Below are 16,727 nucleotides of genomic sequence, written 5' to 3'. Positions count from 1 at the left end.
TAGTGAGCAACGCCACCACTAGAACTAACCATACTACCCTAAACACAAAACCCAACGATTAACACTAAAATGCCAAGTGTTGGGAATCTGTCTTAAACGTTTGTTAAATGGAACTTTCGTATACTTCAAAATATTCCTTTGCGATACCCATATTAAGCTCTGTATAAAGGTTATAGATATCGCTCCACTCCCATCCTCGTGAAGGACCAGATTCGACTGTCGTTGTTAAGAAAAAATCAATAGCATGTGGATGAGAAGGGGAATTGAGATACGACCAAATAATAGTTACCGAAAAGTTTTCAAACTGAATCGTACGATTGTTTGACGGATGCTCATCATGAGGCGTGAAAGGTTTATCTTTGTCACTCACAACTAGCATAAAGCGTAATTGATCATTATCAGGAGTGTACGAGCCAAGACTCAGCACACTATCAGCTTCATCAATGTCTGCGGTATATCGCTCATTGGACAGGTCACCACAAACTCTAAATAACGCAGGTCCATACGTATTCGAAGTTTTTATCGCTCCAGTTATGTGTGCTTGAGTTTCTTTCGTACCATCTTTGTAGTTGGTAGTTCGCTTAATCATGTTATTTTCTGAGCTTTTATTGCTATTGTGAACAGAAATATATTTATCTGCAGCAACATATTCCTCTTCTGGTCGCGTACTAACCAAGTCGCGTAAATCCTCTGAACGGTAGATACGACCATTCGAAGCGATATGAATGTTCAAATCAAAATTATTTTGATTCTCAGTAATCGACACTACTGTTTTTTTACAGCCTTCGACATCAATCGTAATTCTTGTTTTCATTGATACTCCAGTTCCATTTAACACCACCTAAATCATTGTGCTATAACCACTAAACTGACTTTAAGGGACGGCAACAAGCGTTATGAATCACTCTTAAGGTTCTTGTTACATTTTTAGTAACACGAGCACTTATTCTTGGGTCCACCACAGTAACCACAAAACTTCTCACTTGTGTTATACCCTGAAGCAATTCGGACATGCTTTATATGATTAGGTTTAAATTCGACTCCGCACATACGACAAAAGTTATGACATTGCTTTTCATATGATTCGCAGTAGGAACATTTATGGTTAGGGTTCATTAGTTACTCCCTTCTTTAATTTCAGTGAAAGTATAATCCACACCACCATTCCATCGTTCTAGCTCCTTACCACAGCCATAGCAGTTAAATCGCCCTCTTTCGCGAACTGGCTGCTCATACTTGATAACACTATATTTTTTACCACATCCATCACATGTAACTTGATACTTTGTTTTATCCCAGGTTGCCATATCCCTTGTTCCTTAAGCTTAAATACTGATTGAAAATATAACGCCCGTTTAAGGGGTAAGTGAACGTGTGCCATGTTTAAGCGAAGCGGGTTCGGCATGCGTTTACGAATCCGACTTGATACTAAGCCTTTTTTCTGAGCTCAGCTCTTAGGATTCCTTTCAGGTTGTCATTTACTGGTTTAACCAAATCAGTCCAATTTCGAACCAACTCAAACCAAAATTTTAATAAATCTTTAGGTTGGTTTTGTTTAGTCAGTTCTCCGTCCAATTTATTGACACTATCGAAAAGTTCTTCCGCTCGGTGAAGTGCTTTTACGTAGTACTGCTCAATTGAAGAAAGCGCCTGAACCAATTCCTCTTCTAGTTCTGCATCAAAATAAATTGAAAGTGTTTCAACACTCTTCTTTGTGGTGTGAATTTTGGAGAAAGACGTACTAAACGCTCCAAATATTGAGCGAAGACCAGAAGTATATCTTTCCTTACAAAGTTGATACTCAGGAATATCGACAAACTCCCGAACTTCCCCGATACCATCACCAAGATCCACAATTTGGGAATGTAGTGACTTTATAGCCTCAACTCTATCCTGCTCATATCTCTCGAACTTTAGGTTATGTTGATAGACTTCTTTGTCCAAATCACTTTTTGCTTGTTGCTTTTGAAGTTCAAATTCATGAGTCACTTGACTCTTCAGTTTGTCGAATTGATGATTTAATAACTTTTTTGCCAAATATGTAACTATTGCTGCACCAGAAAACGTACCAAGTAAAATTGAAGTCAAAGTATCCATAATTATCCTAAAACTCAGAGGCATAACATTCTTAATAACAGGCAGTCTCATTTTCCCGCCAACCTGAACCTCAACAATCACCCCATAAGCCACTGAAAAATAAAGCAAATAAATCAATCCATGTATTCTATCATCACATAAAAACGCGCCAGCGTGTTATCTAAGATATGATCATCACAAACCCTTGATAAACAATGACTGACTAAAACCTTTATCGACAAAGTGAGACTAAGCACTTATCAAAACAAGCCAGCGTTGTGATAATCACTATTGTCAATTTCAACAATAAAAAAGGCGACCCTGAGGTCGCCTTTGCTTTTCTAAATCACCGCCTTCATGACAGTGGTAATAACTTTCCCGATTACCGCGAACTCGTCGAGTTTCTCCTCATTCACGATAAACGAATCATATTCTTCTTTGTTGTCTGAGATGACGTTATAGCCCTCGGCCATGATGTCGTACTTCAGGCGCTTTATATAAACGTGCTTACCAATGCGAACAACATAGACACCATGCTTTACTGGGTGATCGAGTTCTCGCGTATCGACTAATACTTCATCGCCGTCACTCAAAGTATCTTCCATTGAGTCACCGTGGCAAATGATGATACGAGCATCTTCTTCTGTCAGGCCGAAACGTCTTAACCATAAGCAAGGCAGGAATTCGGTTCTAAGTTGGTATTCGGTATCGTTTTGAGCACCAAACCCACAAGACGCATAAACGTTGTACACAGGTACAGCGCACATATCGCCTATTTGAGAAGTGGCTTTCACAGACTTAACATTCGAAATCTCTGTGACATTGCCATCGGTATTGCGAGAAGCTCGACTAGCAACTTGCTGGCTAGTTTGGCTGCTACCAATATCAACGTGCCCTACTGACGTCGAAGTTTCGCTAGGTGTTGATGCAGTTAATAGATATTCCGCTTCATCAAGATCCGTGACGTATTTCTCAATCAGCTGTTTTTTTACATCTGGGTGGAAATTAGAAATATGGTATTCAAATACTTTGCTAGAAGTAGCACTTTGTCTTGATAACCAATTGTTACGTCTACCTTTTTGGGAGACGCCAGTCACTGATTTAGGCATTCCATCCAAACCCACTAAATCCGAACTTAGAAACCACTCTTTCACATAAACACCAATAAACACCGATAATCACTTGACATAGTCACTATCTGGGTGCACCATTCACATAAACACGAACAAACAAGATGTTTATCTAACACATTCGCCAAGAACAAAGATAAACACCAATTAACTAAGAACTATAACACGTCAGTGCTGTAGTGAGAATGAGGATAACTATATGAGCATGGATATTCACTACGGGCTTCAAGCAATGTTTGGTAAGCCGATTGTTCAATTAAGCGAAGTTTCAGAATCATTTTTCGGAATGAAGTATGCGACGGCTAAAGCCAAAGTTAGCAGCCATGAATTCCCTATTCCTGCCTTTCGTCTCCATGAAGAAAGTGAAGCTAACAAAGGTACGAAAGTTCCGTTGTTGATTCGAGTTAACGACCTTGCTGATTACGTTGTAAGAAAACACGAGGAAGAGCGAGCAAGGATGGAATCCATCTACGGAAAGTTTCATCGTCATTAATATCCACCTTCGAAGCTAACCACTTTTCTTATGTTTCATAGTGAGTATCAGACATGGAAGTGAACCAGACAATGTGCGTCTTTTTAGCGGATGTACAAGAACAGTACAACGAAGCATGCAGTTTGTTTCGAGCACGACACCGTAACGAGCTAACAGACATAGCCAAAGCTTGTGGCCTTCGTTCAAACATGTTGCGTAACAAGCTGAATATCGAGCAACCGCACGTACTTTCTTTACCTGAAATGGTGGCAATATCTAAAGCTACGGATGACTACGTAATTTTAGAAGTTGTACTTCGCCAGTTAGGGCTAGTGACCGCTCATATTCCTGAAGGTGAAAGAGAAACGTTTATCAAACGTGCTCTAGACAACTCAGTGGTTGCAGGAGAAATCTCTCAGCTTGCGTTAGACACGGCAGGCCAAAGAGCCCTACCTCGCTCAACTCGAAACTCAATTATCAAAACGGCACAAGCTGGCATTAGCAACTTGGTGCTACTCATCAACGACCTAGAAGACCGCACAAGTGGTGCACACCCTTTCTTATGTATGGGTGTGGACTTGATAGCCAACGGTGCGCCTTTACCTGGTCTTACTTAACTTTCTACAGGGGTGTAGTTATGAAAACGAACAAAACTAAACACATCATGCTTGACTTGGAAACTATGGGAAACGGCAGCTGCGCTGCGATTGTCTCTATTGGTGCCGTCATTTTTAACCCTATCAATGGTCAGCTAGGTGCTGAGTTTGAAGAAGTGATTAACCTAAATAGCGCTGCCTATTACAGTGATATTGATGCACCGACTGTAACTTGGTGGTTATCACAAGGTGATAAAGCTCGTGCAATCTTCCTAAAAGAAACGCCAAAGTCTTCACTTAAAGATGCCTTGCTTGAGTTTAACCAATGGTTAGCTGATTTGGGTGAATCAAAAGATATCTGTTTATGGGGCAATGGCGCAGGCTTTGACAATGTGATCCTAATGAACTCTTTCAAAGCGACTCGCATTCGTCCTAATTTCATTCATTGGAATGACCTTGATGTGCGAACCATTGTGAGAATGGGCCGTGACCTTTTAGGTATCAACCCCAAAGAAACGTTAGTTCGTGAGGGTGTTCATCATTCTGCCTTAGATGATGCGAAGTTTCAGGCTAAGTATGTTTCTGAAATTTGGGGCACGTTTTATATGGTGGCGAGCTATGCCGCTGATACACAAGCTGCGTTAGAAGCTGAGGTGACAGAATGAGTTACCAAAATGCCCACAACCACATGTTTAACCAGTCGTGTGAACAAATCGTTGAACGCTTTAAAAGCGCTAACCAAGAACAGCAGCAAGATATTCTGATTCAGCTCGATGCTATCGCAAAGAAGCAAGATCTTATCGCAACCCACCGAGCTCAAGAAGATGTCTTGGCCGATATCAAAGAAGCAATGAAAGAAGAACGTGCTCGTGTGTTCTTTGGCTATTCGTTCCCTAGTTGGTATCGCAACGGTTCGATCGAACAAGTTTCACAGCTTCACCACTGGACGAGCTTAGATATGGGTAACCGCCACCTGTTTCTTGAAATGCTTGGTCTACGTGACCTAGGCCACTTTGATGATGAAGCGTTATATCAATTCGAACAGTTTTGTTTGTCAGCTGTGGGAGCGAACTGATGCTGAGTTATATAGCGGTAACTTTGAACAGCGGTGGCGGCGTGGTTCGTCACGCTGAAACAAATGAGGTAATGAACCTTCACTTAGGCGAGTTTGATACGCCAAAACTTGCAATTGAGTCAGCATGTGAGGCGTTGAACTGCGAACACGTTATGAATGGCGTGATCATCAGAGGTAATCACACTGGCGGTCACATGATTATGGACACACAGGAGTTTAGCGAATTATGAGTTTTTACAAGCAAGCGCAAAAACAAGCAGTAGCGATAAAAATTGGTGACCGCTTCTTCTGTGGTTTTGGGAAGAAGCAGCGAGTTCAAACAGCTTGGAGCCTTGCAGGAGCAAGCCTGTATTTGAGTGTTTATGACGAGAAGGTAAAAGAGATTCTCGCTACGTTAGAAGAAAAGAAGAAGAAACCAGAAGTGATATTTGTCGAGGTGGCAGCATGAGTGATGTGACTTTTAGACCAGCTAAATCGACGGCTGACTTGCCTATCACTTCTCCAATACACAAGCCCTGCCCTGATATGGCGGGCATGGAGAACCCAGATCCAAAGAAACGAGAGCGAGCGCGCTTTTTAGTGTCGAAGTTGCGCGAAAAACACGGCATTAAAAAGCGTGTTAAGGGCAACTCTCAGCCAATGAATTATGTGTGTAGTGAAAACGGGTGCGCTGAACCTTGGGGCTCGGTAAGTAATGCGAATCCAGGGGATGTGAAGCAATAAGCGATGAAGATTGAAACTCTGTACCATGTGGCCGGAGCCGTCCGGCCTATTGATGAAGTTAAAACTGCTAATGCCAGCTATGAAGCTGGTTTTTTAGGTTCCAAAATTCCTCACTACACAGAATACGAGCAACAATTGCTCGATTCTGGCGTAGTTAAATCTCTTCCTGTTTACGACCGTGTTTTTAACCAAAAATCAAAACACGTTACAGATGTTAAGTTGGCAACTGAACATTTCAAAAGGCTAAATTCAAACTCCAAACCCGACCGCGAAGCGGCGGCCGAAAGGCCGGAGACACTAGGCTTGTCCAAGGGCGCAAAAGTCCGACACGAGAAAAAGCGTTTAAAGTTGGCTCGAATCAACAAGCGTGTGAAGGTTATTGGGCAGCCCATTGGCACCAAGACAGAACTTGATAGCCGAATGGGCCATGAAAGCTTTGATGCGTTATACGCAAGTACAGAGCGAAATACCGCGCGAGTTTTGCCACTGAAGCATGAGAAAAGGCCCCCTTTCGAGAGGAAGCTCTCCCCTATCTCTCTTCAACTGCAAAAACGAGAATGGTCTGGGCAAATGCGCGCTCAAATTGTTACCCAAACGCCTGCAGGAAATGCACCCGAAGCCAATTCGGGTACTCGTTATACGGAAAAGCTAACACCAAAGAGCGTTTCTAACATGTTTGAAAGTGGTGCATATGTCGCCCAATGTCATGAAGGGTTTACTACATTTCTAACTTTGACTTTTACACCGGCACAACGTCACGCCATTTTTGGCGCAATGGACGAAGGCATCGATGCTGACGGCCCATTTACTCCAGTAGAGTTTGAAAGAGATACCGGTGATCTTATTCCTGGCAAAGACGGCCTGTATACACAGTTACCCAAACAACCATTCAAAATCATTAAACCACTCGACACCAGTATTGGGCGCGAAACTTCCCGCTTTCTCGATGGCAGCAAAAAGATGTTTCACCGAGGTTGGTACACGGAGGATGGTGACTACGTTCCTGGGCAGTTCAAAGCGAAACCTTCACCGTTTGGCCCTGATAGAGAGAAAGCTGATTTTCATTATATGTGGGTAGCCGAAAGCCCAATGAATGAAGATGGCGAACCCAACCCACACGTTCACCTGTTGTTGAAGTGGACGGTCGATAAAAAGTATTTCAAAGACTGGGCCAAACGTTTGGAGTCGCTATGGGGTCATGGCATGGCTCACATCGAAAGAATTAGACAGCCGAAAGCAGCCAGCACTTATCTCATCAAAGCGGTGGGCTACGCGGCCAAAGGTAATAACGCTGACCAAGGTTTAATTAAGGGGAATCGTTACAGCATAGCAAGAGTCTCACGCGCACCAAGTTGGGAAACACTCGCCTCGTTTGAAGCCGACAATATTACGGCTGTGATTCGAGAGTTGGGTTACAAGCTTGAGCAGTGGAAAAAACCTTTGCTGCGAACAATCTCACGTATCAATAAGCAAAAAGCTCAAACCGTGAAAGCATCGAGTATCGCCAAGCAACAAGGCAAGCCTGAAGATCTCCTGAAAAAACTGCAATCGCGAATTATTCGCTTAGAACATGCGGCCAAGAAAACCACGCAAGAAATGAAGTCTCGCCAAATGCATGCTTCTAGTGGTAACCGGTTCTCGATAACTTTTGACGGCGACGAAGCCAAAGAACGGATGGATAACTTCTTGATGTGGGCAGCTGGTGCTAGAGGTTGGTCGATGACTTGTCGTGATATCGATTGTAGCGATTTAAAACAAGCAGCAGATGAAACTTATCAAGCGCAATATCACCACTTTTTAGAACGGCGGGCTTATTGGCGATCGGTTCTTGGCGAACCTTACATACCCGAAGAACCCGATGAGGATGAAGTGAGTTATTGGCAAAGTGCCAAAGCGGATTATTTAGAAGGGAGATTACAATAATGCTAGTGACATGCCCCAAATGTGAAAGCAAAACTCGTATAGCGACCTCGCGTTCCATCAGTTCAGAAACGCGAGAGCTGTACTGCCAATGTTTAAACCTAAATTGCGGGAAAGTGTTTGTAGCGCATACCTCGTTCTCTCATTTCATTGAACCGACAGGCCAAAAGCCAAGCTCAGAACTACAGCCCGAGTTGTGCAAAGGTGATGTGAACCAGATGGAGATTTTCAGCGACTGAATTGCATGAGCCTTCTGTTTTATAACATAATGTTACATAGCATCAATTAGAAAGCATCCTTATGAAACAGTTCCTAGAAAATATAAATTGGTTTGACGTCGTACCAACTACTATGTCGGCTTTTGCTGCAATAGCGGCAGCATATGCAGCCATTGTTTCTATGCGTGTTAGCAAGCAGTCGAATTCAATTGCTGAAATGACAGCAATTGCAACTCATCACAACTCTGCAGCCTCAACATACTTTGACGTTGTGAGTGAACTATCTAAAGAAACTAAACCTCTTAAAGAGTTGAGCTATAGGCTGTGGAATGACTGGTCTCAAGAAATTGGACACAAAGACAATAGAAACCTAGGTGGTGTAAACCCTAGACCTTTACGTCATGTACTATCTGACTCTAGTGAAATGTTAGCAACTTACGGCATGTTATCGAAGAACTGGGGGCCTATTACGAGCAACGCAATACTCTCTGTCATTAGACATAGTATTGGAGAAATGAACGACACCGAATACAAGTCACTATTAAAGGCTGCAGATGGCGAATATCAAGATTTTGGTGCTACATTTGGTACCCCCTCTGTTTCCAATAAGATATCTTCTGCACCTGCCTTTCGCTTTGCATGCTATCAGTTGTTAAAACGCGTAGAGACCGAAGATTGGGTTAATATATGGGAGAACTCGTGGCTCGAAAATGGTTGGTTAGCTCGATACAAGAAGGAATATTTACGGATTAAACCTATTCTTGAGAACGCCCTTGATTCCCTAAACAGAGAAAGAGCAAAATTAGCTCATACATCATTCCCATTGGATGTTAATCCCGAACTTTTCATCAAGTACGAAAACGCATTAAATACAATCCATCACCTAATTATAGACGGCGATCCTAGTAGCTTAGAAAGCTATCGAGACTGGCCTTATAAAGATGAACTATGCAGGTTGGTTATGTGCTCTATGGCCATAGTGACTGTAACACGTAAAAATGTAGACATACTTAAATCTAACTCTACCGTCGCAACGTACTAAACATCTCCTCGATACACGCCAAGTAATGTATATGAGTAATATCTTAAGGCAGTAATTATGAACTGGAAAGAATACGAAAGCTTTGTTCAAAGGCTTCAACAAGCAATGATTCACTCAGAACCTTACTTACAACAAAAAAACATTACCGTTGAAAAGAACAAAAAGATCATTGATAACGCCGGAATAGAACGAGAGTTCGACCTCTATTGGAAATATGAACTGGCTGGTATTACATATGAAACCGTTATCGAATGTAAGCACTACAGTAGTACGATTCAGGTCGGACTAATAGATGCTTTTGTGGGAAAGTTATCAGATTTACCCCAACTAATTCCAGTATACGCAACAACAATGGGCTACCAATCTGGTGCCGAAATAAAAGCAAAACAACATAACATTGAACTGTTAGTTGTAAGAGAGCAGTCGGATGCAGACTGGGTAGCACATGATGGTATACCGCTAATTAAACAAGTTGGCATTCAAGTGCACGTTATAAGTCCTCCAATTATTACTTCGTTTATGCCCATGATAGATAAAGAATGGGCTGAGTGTGAATTCCCCGATGGCTTCCCAGAGAACTCACAACTGATTGGCCTGAATAATGAAATGTTTTTGCAGAATGAGCATTCAAATATGAGCTTGTTGGAACTGGCAAGTACATTGAAGCCATTAGATAGCCGAGAATATGGTGATTATGAAGATACGGTTATGTTTGACGGGTGGCTTCTACATAAGAAAGAGGCATTGAAGCTAAAGGCGTATCGAATAAATTACAGCGTCCCTAAATCGCACGCCATAGAAATGCTCATCGATTTCTCTAAAGAACTAGATGGCGTAATTGAGTATATAAACCGAGGTATAAAGAAAACCGTCTTAAAAAGAGGTGGTATTAAGGAAGAAAAGTTACCCAACTGATTAATTCCCAAAAACGCACAAAAACGATCTCCGACGATCTCTAAATCCCCCATCTAAAACAGCCCTCGATGTAGATACATCGGGGGCTGTGTTCCAATACAACTACCGAAATGAAATGCGGTTCTAAGATCGCATAATTGCAGTGTGGAATTTTGGTGTGGAGGGGTGGGTGAGTCCGAACAGGGCCTGAGCGCCCTACTCCATCACTAATTTTATTCTCGCTGCCTAATTCTGATTTTCTTCTGTAGTTGGTGGCTTTTTGATGTGGGAACGACAGTACGAGCACGCTAGATGGAATGGGCTTAAGCTCAACATCCTATCGACCGCCTTTGATGGTGGTAAGCGCTTGCAAGTCAGCGAAATCCCCTACTCTGACCTACCACACATCAAAGTCATGGGAACAAAAGCCCGAACTTACACGATTGAAGCGGTGTTTGTGGGTTCCAGTTCTCTGGCCGATGCTAATGCCCTCATTGAAAACCTAGAAGCAACACCAACTGGCGAGCTAGAGCATCCTTGGTTGGGTGAGCTGCCGCTTGTCTTTGAAGACGTATCTCAAAGCATCAGTACCAAGAAAGGCATGGTCACGCTGAGTCTGAAGTTTGCTCGCGCTGGCTCTTCCCCATCAATCATTGCTCCTACTTCAGTTCGTACAAAAACGCAGGCCAACATAGTCGAGAGCTTGTCGAAACGTTCTTTCGTAACAGAAGTAAACGGCTTGGATGTATCGGACATTCACAGGGTTCAGAGTGATGTCACCAGCGCATTGAACGTGTTGGTCGACATCACCAACCGTTTGAACCTCGAAGATGAAAACCTTCAAGACATTAACTACGCCATCAATAAAGCATTTTCGGCAGTGAGTAGCCTCAGCACCAACCCAACTGAGTTTGCTGATCTATTTTCTACGTCAGTGAATGCGGTCGCCGATGGTGTTCAAGCTGAGCCTAATTCAAGTAATGAATCGGTAGACAACTCGCGCAGTGCTCAAGCTTTGCTGTTAAATGAAGTCAGACCGGACACGCCAACTCAGCACCACAATGTACAAATGGTGACGGGCGCGGTGAAGATGAACAAAGACATCACGCACCTAGAGAAAGGCGACCGCTTTGATATTACGCAATCGGCTAAGCAGCCTGAAACCATCAAGAATGATCTGTCTACTTTGATTGTCGGTATCGAAGAGCGCATCAAAGACACCACCCAGGTGTCGACGCTTGAAAGCATTGAGCTGTTCGACGCAGTCTCGACATTGAAAAGCAATGTGAAGGTTCAGCAAGATAAGGTGGTCAGCGGTACTGCGCCCCATAGAACGGTGCAGTCACCACGCTTTCAATCTGCGCTGACGATTGCGCACGATGAGTTCACTCAAGAAAAAGTCATCACGAAAATGAATGCACTGCAGCACCCGCTATTCATTCGTGGTGACATTGCAGTGAGGGATGTGTCATGAACACGCTAACGATGCACATTGATGGCAAGCCGAGAGCCTTCTATCAAGCGAATCTCAACTACTCCATTGAACAGCTGGCCCACACGTTCAGTTGCTCAATTGAGCCTATGAGTATTGAAAGCCCGTTATCGGTCGAGTTCTTCCTTAACGACAAGTCGATTCTGATTGGTCAGGTTGATGGTGTGGATTCCAATACCGATTCAAGCGCTCACGCTGTTTCCATTTCTGGCCGCTCGAAGAGTGCCAACATGATTGATTCACGCATCACGATGGATGCACTTTATAACTTGAACGTGGAAGAGTTACTTCGTCATATCGCCAAGCCATTTGGTTTGAAAGTGAAAAGCCTGGTGAAGAGTATGCCGGTCATCCCTGAGTTTCAGATAAATGCAGAATCACCCGTAGAGAACGTGGCGCAATTGATTCGAGAGCAAGGCTTTATGTTGGTTGAGCGCAATGGCGTGTTGATCATTGAAAACACCGCGCATGCAACTATCAGTAACATCGGTCTAGAAACGGGCAACAACATCGACAGCCTGAACATCAAGCGCACCTTCAATCAGCAATTTCACACCATTGATGTGCAAGGCCAGTGGGATGACGCAAGCGCACAGGTCATCAATCCAAACATCGAGAGCTCACGCACCATGGTGATCACCTGTGACCAATTACAAAACCGTGAAGCTTGCCTGTCTCGTGCTAAATATGAGCGCAACCTCGCCATTGCACAAAGCCTGACAGCATCAACCTCGATTGCCGACATATTCCCTGAGTTAGCCATTGATGGCTTAAACCGAGTAATTCGAGTCGCTGACCAAGAGCAAAGCTTCAGTGAGATGTTGGTGATCAAGTCGCTTGGCCTATCAGTGTCTGAAAGCTCTACAGAAACATCGGTTGAACTTTTTAGGCCGTTTAAGGAGCAAAGCTATGTCTAGTGCTCTGCAGCAGCAACAGCGATTAATGGCCAGAATCAAAAACGTGATTGGCACCGGCACTGTCACAGGTGCAACCACTGGCCGATTACAAATCAAAACCGCGACAGGACGAACTAACGACAAGATAAAACGGGTGCACAACTACGGGTTTATGAGCCATCCATTACCAGGGGCGAAAACTTACAACCTGTTCATTGGTGGAACCACATCTCGCGGCATCACCGTGAACGTTGAAGACGAACGTCACCAAATAGAGTTGCAGCCTGGTGAAGTCGCGATACTTGATGACAAAGGCAACCTTGTTCATTTCACGCAACAAGGCATCAAGATAAACGCCTGCGCAAAGTTAGAAGTCATATCGGCACAAGAGACCACAGTGAACGCAACGGCCGTGAACGTTACTGCACCTAAGTCCAAGTTTTCTGGTGATGTAGAAATCGGCGGTAATCTGAAAGTAACAAAGAACGTTGATGTCACCGGTTCTGTGGGTGGTTCATCCGGTACGTTCGGCGGAGTGAAAGTCGAGAAACACGACCACGACTACAAAGACGACGGGACAAACAGAACAACCAAGGGGCCAAATAAAGGATGAGTCATTTCAATTTAACCGCCCTGACAGCACCACTCAGCTCTAAAGAAGGATTAACCCATGCTGTGCTTCAGAGTGTTTACAACTATGCCGAATCGACTCAAAACGATCGCGCCCGTATGGCAAGCAATGAGCGTGGCGGCACTTGGAGCAATGAGTTGATAAACGTGGTCGGCTCTCGTGACTGGACACTCAAGCGAGCAAAGCTCACCGACGAAACATTAAGCCTTGCTAAACGGTTTTGTGAAGAGTCACTCGCTTGGCTCATTACCGACGGCCACGCCAAAGCAGTTGAAGTTTCAGTATGGCGAGAGAAGCCAACCCAAATGGGTCGCAATGTGATGATCACCCTAACCGATGGCTCTCAGTTCGATGTTCCACTTTCAAAGGTTAACCAATGAGTACACAACGAAGCCTAGATGATTTGATAGCTCGCGCAGAAGCCAATCTGGTGTCTGCGACAGGGCAAAACAACCCAGCAACCAAAGGGATAGCCGCTGCCATTGCGGGTGTCAGCTATGGGCAATATGGTTATCAAGATTTGCTGTTCAGGCAGCTGCATCCAGAGACTTGCTCTGAAGAGTGGTTATACCTACACGCCAATCGCCATAAAGCCCCTCGACTACTGCCAACATTCGCAACGGGTCGAGTGCAGTTCACAGAGCTTGGCGGAACGGTGGTGATCAAAAAAGGCACCCGCTTAACGCATGCCAATCACGAGTATGAAACCACCAAAGAACAATACAGCAATGCTCCGGTCGAAGTCATCGCGCTTAAATCGGGTATTGATAGCAACTTACCTGCAGGCGCAATACTGACGCTAAGCAAAGGGCTCAGCGGAATTGATCCAAACCGTGTGGTTTCACAAGGCGTGACAGGTGGCGCGAACATTGAAGAACTCAAGCACTGGCGTTCAAGAGTGATCGTAGCGTTTGAGAAGAACGAGCTCATCGGTAAATCAGAAGATTACCAAGCCTGGGCCGTGTCTGCTCACTCCGATGTGGACTTTGCCTGGGCGCTCGACAACACCCCACAGCGAGGCATGGTGGAAGTGTATATCGGTGCGCGAGAAAACAACCCGACCTTAAGCGCAGGAGTGGTCAAGTTAGTGCAAGACACCTTTGAGCGAAATCGACTGGCAGGTTGTCACCCAATCGCTCATCTACCGAACCAAGTGCCACTCAACATCGAGATACAAGGCATTCAAGACCAAGCCATACGTAATGATGTAGTCACCGCACTGGAGAATCTTGTGAAAGGGAAAATGGGCAAAATCGACCCGGTAACCCAAAAGCCGGAATCGATCACCAACACTGAAATTGTATTAACCACTTCAACCGTGACCAACAACTTCATTGTTCGATCCCCTATTGGTGAGGTCGCCATTGATAAAAACCAGATACATGTACTAGGAGGCGTAACGTGGACACCGCCGACTTAATTATTAACTACAGTGCCGGTGATTTTGAAAACGCCTACCGTGGGCTATTACCTAAAGGCGAATATTGGCAAGACACCGAGAACGTCGAGCTGGCCAACACCATCAAAGGCATGGCCAAAGACTTCAAGCAAACCCATGACGATATTGAACTGTCGCTATTAACCGAGTTTGAAGAGCAGCAGTTTGGTTGGAAGATTTCAGACTATCAACGGCTCTTGATGACGATGGGCTCCCAAGGTGTGGTGTTTGATGAAAGAGCGAATCCAAACCTCATCAAGATAAACCTGTTCAGTTACAACAATGACGCAGCTTTTAAAGCGCTAGAAGAAAAACGACTGCCGCACACCGAGTTTCATTGGATTTATCCGTTTGATGCAAAGACACAATTTGAACTGGCTACGGCCTTAACCATGAAGCCAGAGTTTAGCTCTCAGCTTGAATTAGATGCTGAAGCCCCTTTTCTGTGCTGCACCGCCATAACTTGGCAACTTGAAATAGGAGACATCGTATGAGCACGCTGCAAGGTATCCCAACTCAGCACGGGATCAGCATTCTCAAAAGTAACCTAAAACAGACCGCGAAAAAGTTTCAGCTGATTGGAGCATTAACCCACAACGCGCCAACTGCGAGCTTGTCCGTTTTCCATACAGACACAATCGAAGCCAGTTATTACGATGACAATGGCGTACTGACGTTTGTGTTCAACCTACCGATTGAAACGCACTTCAATGAGTACCTCTATCAAATCAAGATTATAGATACCTCAGACCAATCAATCGTGGATTGCCAAACCCCAGTGATTGCCTTGGCAAGAGGCATCGGCGGCATGGTCACGCTAAAAGCTGCGGTTTCGGGGCAAGCTGGGCAGGTCATTTTTAAGCACAATCAGTACGTGACAGAAACGGAGTTGTTGGGGCTTCATTTCTCTAAGTTAAAAAAGGAGCTGTTAGCACTGCGTTGCGGTGAGATTGAACACTTTGACGACCCAAACCCGCGAGCTGGATGGGTGGATTTAGATGGAGGTATCCTATCAAGAGCAACCGATGCACAGCTTTGGGCTCATGCTCAACGGACGGGCTTGTTGATAAGCCAAGCTACGAAAGATTCAGATAAGAAAAAATACGCAGCGTATTGGGGAACCGGTGATGGTTCAACCACATTCACCAGACCTAACCCCCACTTAGTCGGGGCTTACACACGTGCGACTCCAGCAGGTGTGGCGCATGGTACGTATCAGGGTGATGCTATTCGTAACATGCAAGGTTTAATTTCAGGGGCGTATGGTGATGGTTCGTTTGACGCGGGGAATGGTGTTTTCCAGTTAACAGAACCTTCCACTAAAAGTTTCGGAGGCCCTAGCCATGTATCCAGTCAAGGTAAGTATAACAACTTTTATTTTGATGCAAGTAGATCAGTCCCTACCGCAAACGAAAACCGCCCTCACTCAATCAACTACGCTGCCAAAATTCACAGAGGATGGATGTAATGAAAACAGCCTATTTCTACGATTGCGATACATTTGAATACATCGGTCAGCGCCCAGTCCATAAAATTGATGGTTATGAAGATTATCTATTGCCGCAGCTAGCCACGTTCATTGAAGTTCCAGAGTTCGATTCAGAAACCGAACAAGCCAAGTTTGATGAGCAAAGCCAAACGTGGGCGGTAGAACCTAAGTTTATTGAGGTTACGGCTTATCATAAGCAGACTCATAAAACCAAAGACTTTGATGATGCGTCTTTAATCACAGGCGACTACACAAAAGACGAGCCAGTAACTCAATGGGATGAGTGGATTAACAACGCTTGGGTCACCAACCAAAGCAACAAGTACGTTGCCGAATACAACATCACTGACGAGATAAGACGACAGCTTTATTCTCGTATGTGTGACCCACTAATTGCAGAAGCTCAAATCAAACGATTAAGCGGCAACAAAGCAGAGGCCGACATTAGCGAGGCTCAAGCCTTAGCGGCGAGAGCAAAGATCCAAGCAGAGCACCCTTGGCCAACACCGCCTACCAACTAACCCCAACCCTATTCAAACCCAGCTATCACGCTGGGTTTTCTACATTTTCCATCTAGAATTCGCCCCAATATCCGCCACTTAACCACCACGGTAAACTAAGCCTAGTTCATTACA

The 16,727-nt window shown here is 44.4% G+C and carries 23 protein-coding genes; 19 read left to right on the top strand and 4 right to left on the bottom strand.

The features are described from left to right. Positions 1-103: 103 nt before the first annotated feature. The 4 genes from AB4623_RS17220 to AB4623_RS17205 form a co-directional block, all read right to left on the bottom strand. Positions 104-814, bottom strand: a complete 711-nt coding sequence (locus AB4623_RS17220; RefSeq protein WP_372147000.1) for a hypothetical protein — start codon at positions 812-814, stop codon at positions 104-106. 301 nt (positions 815-1,115) lie between these two features. Beyond that, on the bottom strand, positions 1,116-1,307 hold the full coding sequence (locus tag AB4623_RS17215; protein WP_372146998.1) for a hypothetical protein: 192 nt from the start codon (positions 1,305-1,307) through the stop codon (positions 1,116-1,118). Between the two features lie 121 nt (positions 1,308-1,428). Next, a complete protein-coding gene (locus tag AB4623_RS17210; protein ID WP_372146996.1) occupies positions 1,429-2,214 on the bottom strand; it encodes a hypothetical protein in 786 nt (261 codons plus the stop codon). Positions 2,215-2,417: 203 nt separating this feature from the next. Further along, entirely contained in the window at positions 2,418-3,230 is an 813-nt protein-coding gene (locus tag AB4623_RS17205; RefSeq protein ID WP_108086287.1) for a S24 family peptidase, read from the bottom strand. 175 nt (positions 3,231-3,405) lie between these two features. Here AB4623_RS17205 and AB4623_RS17200 point away from each other — a divergent pair, with 175 nt between their 5' ends. From AB4623_RS17200 to AB4623_RS17110, 19 genes are all read left to right on the top strand, one after another. Further along, a complete protein-coding gene (locus AB4623_RS17200) occupies positions 3,406-3,699 on the top strand; it encodes a pyocin activator PrtN family protein (RefSeq protein ID WP_099165635.1) in 294 nt (97 codons plus the stop codon). A 53-nt stretch (positions 3,700-3,752) separates the two neighbouring features. Then, positions 3,753-4,295 carry a phage regulatory CII family protein gene (locus AB4623_RS17195; protein ID WP_372146994.1) on the top strand — a complete coding sequence of 181 codons (543 nt, stop codon included), beginning with the start codon at positions 3,753-3,755 and terminating at the stop codon, positions 4,293-4,295. Between the two features lie 20 nt (positions 4,296-4,315). Further along, positions 4,316-4,939: a 3'-5' exonuclease gene (locus AB4623_RS17190; RefSeq protein WP_372146992.1), complete on the top strand. Its 624-nt coding sequence runs from the start codon at positions 4,316-4,318 to the stop codon at positions 4,937-4,939. Further along, the gene (locus AB4623_RS17185; RefSeq protein ID WP_372146990.1) at positions 4,936-5,349 is read left to right on the top strand and encodes a hypothetical protein; all 414 of its coding nucleotides are present in this window, start codon (positions 4,936-4,938) and stop codon (positions 5,347-5,349) included. The genes AB4623_RS17190 and AB4623_RS17185 overlap by 4 nt, the downstream gene beginning before the upstream one ends. Next, positions 5,349-5,579 carry a hypothetical protein gene (locus tag AB4623_RS17180; protein WP_372146988.1) on the top strand — a complete coding sequence of 77 codons (231 nt, stop codon included), beginning with the start codon at positions 5,349-5,351 and terminating at the stop codon, positions 5,577-5,579. Before AB4623_RS17185 ends, AB4623_RS17180 begins: the two co-directional genes overlap by 1 nt. Then, on the top strand, positions 5,576-5,797 hold the full coding sequence (locus tag AB4623_RS17175) for a hypothetical protein (RefSeq protein WP_372146986.1): 222 nt from the start codon (positions 5,576-5,578) through the stop codon (positions 5,795-5,797). The genes AB4623_RS17180 and AB4623_RS17175 overlap by 4 nt, the downstream gene beginning before the upstream one ends. After that, positions 5,794-6,072: a hypothetical protein gene (locus AB4623_RS17170; RefSeq protein ID WP_016785360.1), complete on the top strand. Its 279-nt coding sequence runs from the start codon at positions 5,794-5,796 to the stop codon at positions 6,070-6,072. The genes AB4623_RS17175 and AB4623_RS17170 overlap by 4 nt, the downstream gene beginning before the upstream one ends. Positions 6,073-6,075: 3 nt before the next feature. Then, positions 6,076-7,995 carry a hypothetical protein gene (locus AB4623_RS17165; protein WP_372146984.1) on the top strand — a complete coding sequence of 640 codons (1,920 nt, stop codon included), beginning with the start codon at positions 6,076-6,078 and terminating at the stop codon, positions 7,993-7,995. Next, a complete protein-coding gene (locus tag AB4623_RS17160; protein WP_372146983.1) occupies positions 7,995-8,231 on the top strand; it encodes an ogr/Delta-like zinc finger family protein in 237 nt (78 codons plus the stop codon). The genes AB4623_RS17165 and AB4623_RS17160 overlap by 1 nt, the downstream gene beginning before the upstream one ends. A 61-nt stretch (positions 8,232-8,292) precedes the next feature. Beyond that, positions 8,293-9,252, top strand: a complete 960-nt coding sequence (locus tag AB4623_RS17155; RefSeq protein WP_372146981.1) for a hypothetical protein — start codon at positions 8,293-8,295, stop codon at positions 9,250-9,252. Positions 9,253-9,309: 57 nt separating this feature from the next. Then, positions 9,310-10,167 carry a restriction endonuclease gene (locus AB4623_RS17150; protein ID WP_372146979.1) on the top strand — a complete coding sequence of 286 codons (858 nt, stop codon included), beginning with the start codon at positions 9,310-9,312 and terminating at the stop codon, positions 10,165-10,167. 262 nt (positions 10,168-10,429) lie between these two features. Then, positions 10,430-11,620, top strand: coding sequence for a DNA circularization N-terminal domain-containing protein (locus AB4623_RS17145; protein ID WP_372146977.1), 1,191 nt, complete (start codon positions 10,430-10,432; stop codon positions 11,618-11,620). Beyond that, on the top strand, positions 11,617-12,555 hold the full coding sequence (locus tag AB4623_RS17140) for a phage tail protein (protein WP_372146975.1): 939 nt from the start codon (positions 11,617-11,619) through the stop codon (positions 12,553-12,555). The genes AB4623_RS17145 and AB4623_RS17140 overlap by 4 nt, the downstream gene beginning before the upstream one ends. Then, positions 12,548-13,147: a phage baseplate assembly protein V gene (locus AB4623_RS17135; protein ID WP_372065511.1), complete on the top strand. Its 600-nt coding sequence runs from the start codon at positions 12,548-12,550 to the stop codon at positions 13,145-13,147. Before AB4623_RS17140 ends, AB4623_RS17135 begins: the two co-directional genes overlap by 8 nt. Beyond that, on the top strand, positions 13,144-13,545 hold the full coding sequence (locus AB4623_RS17130) for a phage GP46 family protein (protein WP_102561718.1): 402 nt from the start codon (positions 13,144-13,146) through the stop codon (positions 13,543-13,545). The genes AB4623_RS17135 and AB4623_RS17130 overlap by 4 nt, the downstream gene beginning before the upstream one ends. Further along, positions 13,542-14,585: a baseplate J/gp47 family protein gene (locus tag AB4623_RS17125; protein WP_372146973.1), complete on the top strand. Its 1,044-nt coding sequence runs from the start codon at positions 13,542-13,544 to the stop codon at positions 14,583-14,585. The genes AB4623_RS17130 and AB4623_RS17125 overlap by 4 nt, the downstream gene beginning before the upstream one ends. Beyond that, complete coding sequence (locus AB4623_RS17120; protein ID WP_372086899.1) at positions 14,567-15,097, top strand: hypothetical protein; 531 nt, start codon at positions 14,567-14,569, stop codon at positions 15,095-15,097. Before AB4623_RS17125 ends, AB4623_RS17120 begins: the two co-directional genes overlap by 19 nt. Continuing rightward, positions 15,094-16,071, top strand: coding sequence for a hypothetical protein (locus AB4623_RS17115; protein ID WP_372146971.1), 978 nt, complete (start codon positions 15,094-15,096; stop codon positions 16,069-16,071). Before AB4623_RS17120 ends, AB4623_RS17115 begins: the two co-directional genes overlap by 4 nt. Beyond that, positions 16,071-16,613, top strand: a complete 543-nt coding sequence (locus AB4623_RS17110; protein WP_372146969.1) for a hypothetical protein — start codon at positions 16,071-16,073, stop codon at positions 16,611-16,613. The genes AB4623_RS17115 and AB4623_RS17110 overlap by 1 nt, the downstream gene beginning before the upstream one ends. The last annotated feature ends 114 nt before the right edge of the window (positions 16,614-16,727 follow it).

This window comes from Vibrio sp. 10N.222.52.C12 (assembly GCF_041474215.1).
In the GTDB taxonomy this organism is placed as follows: Bacteria; Pseudomonadota; Gammaproteobacteria; order Enterobacterales; family Vibrionaceae; genus Vibrio; species Vibrio crassostreae_C.
The sequence above is the reverse complement of the archived record's forward strand: the minus strand, read 5'-3'. Positions and strand labels throughout refer to the sequence as shown.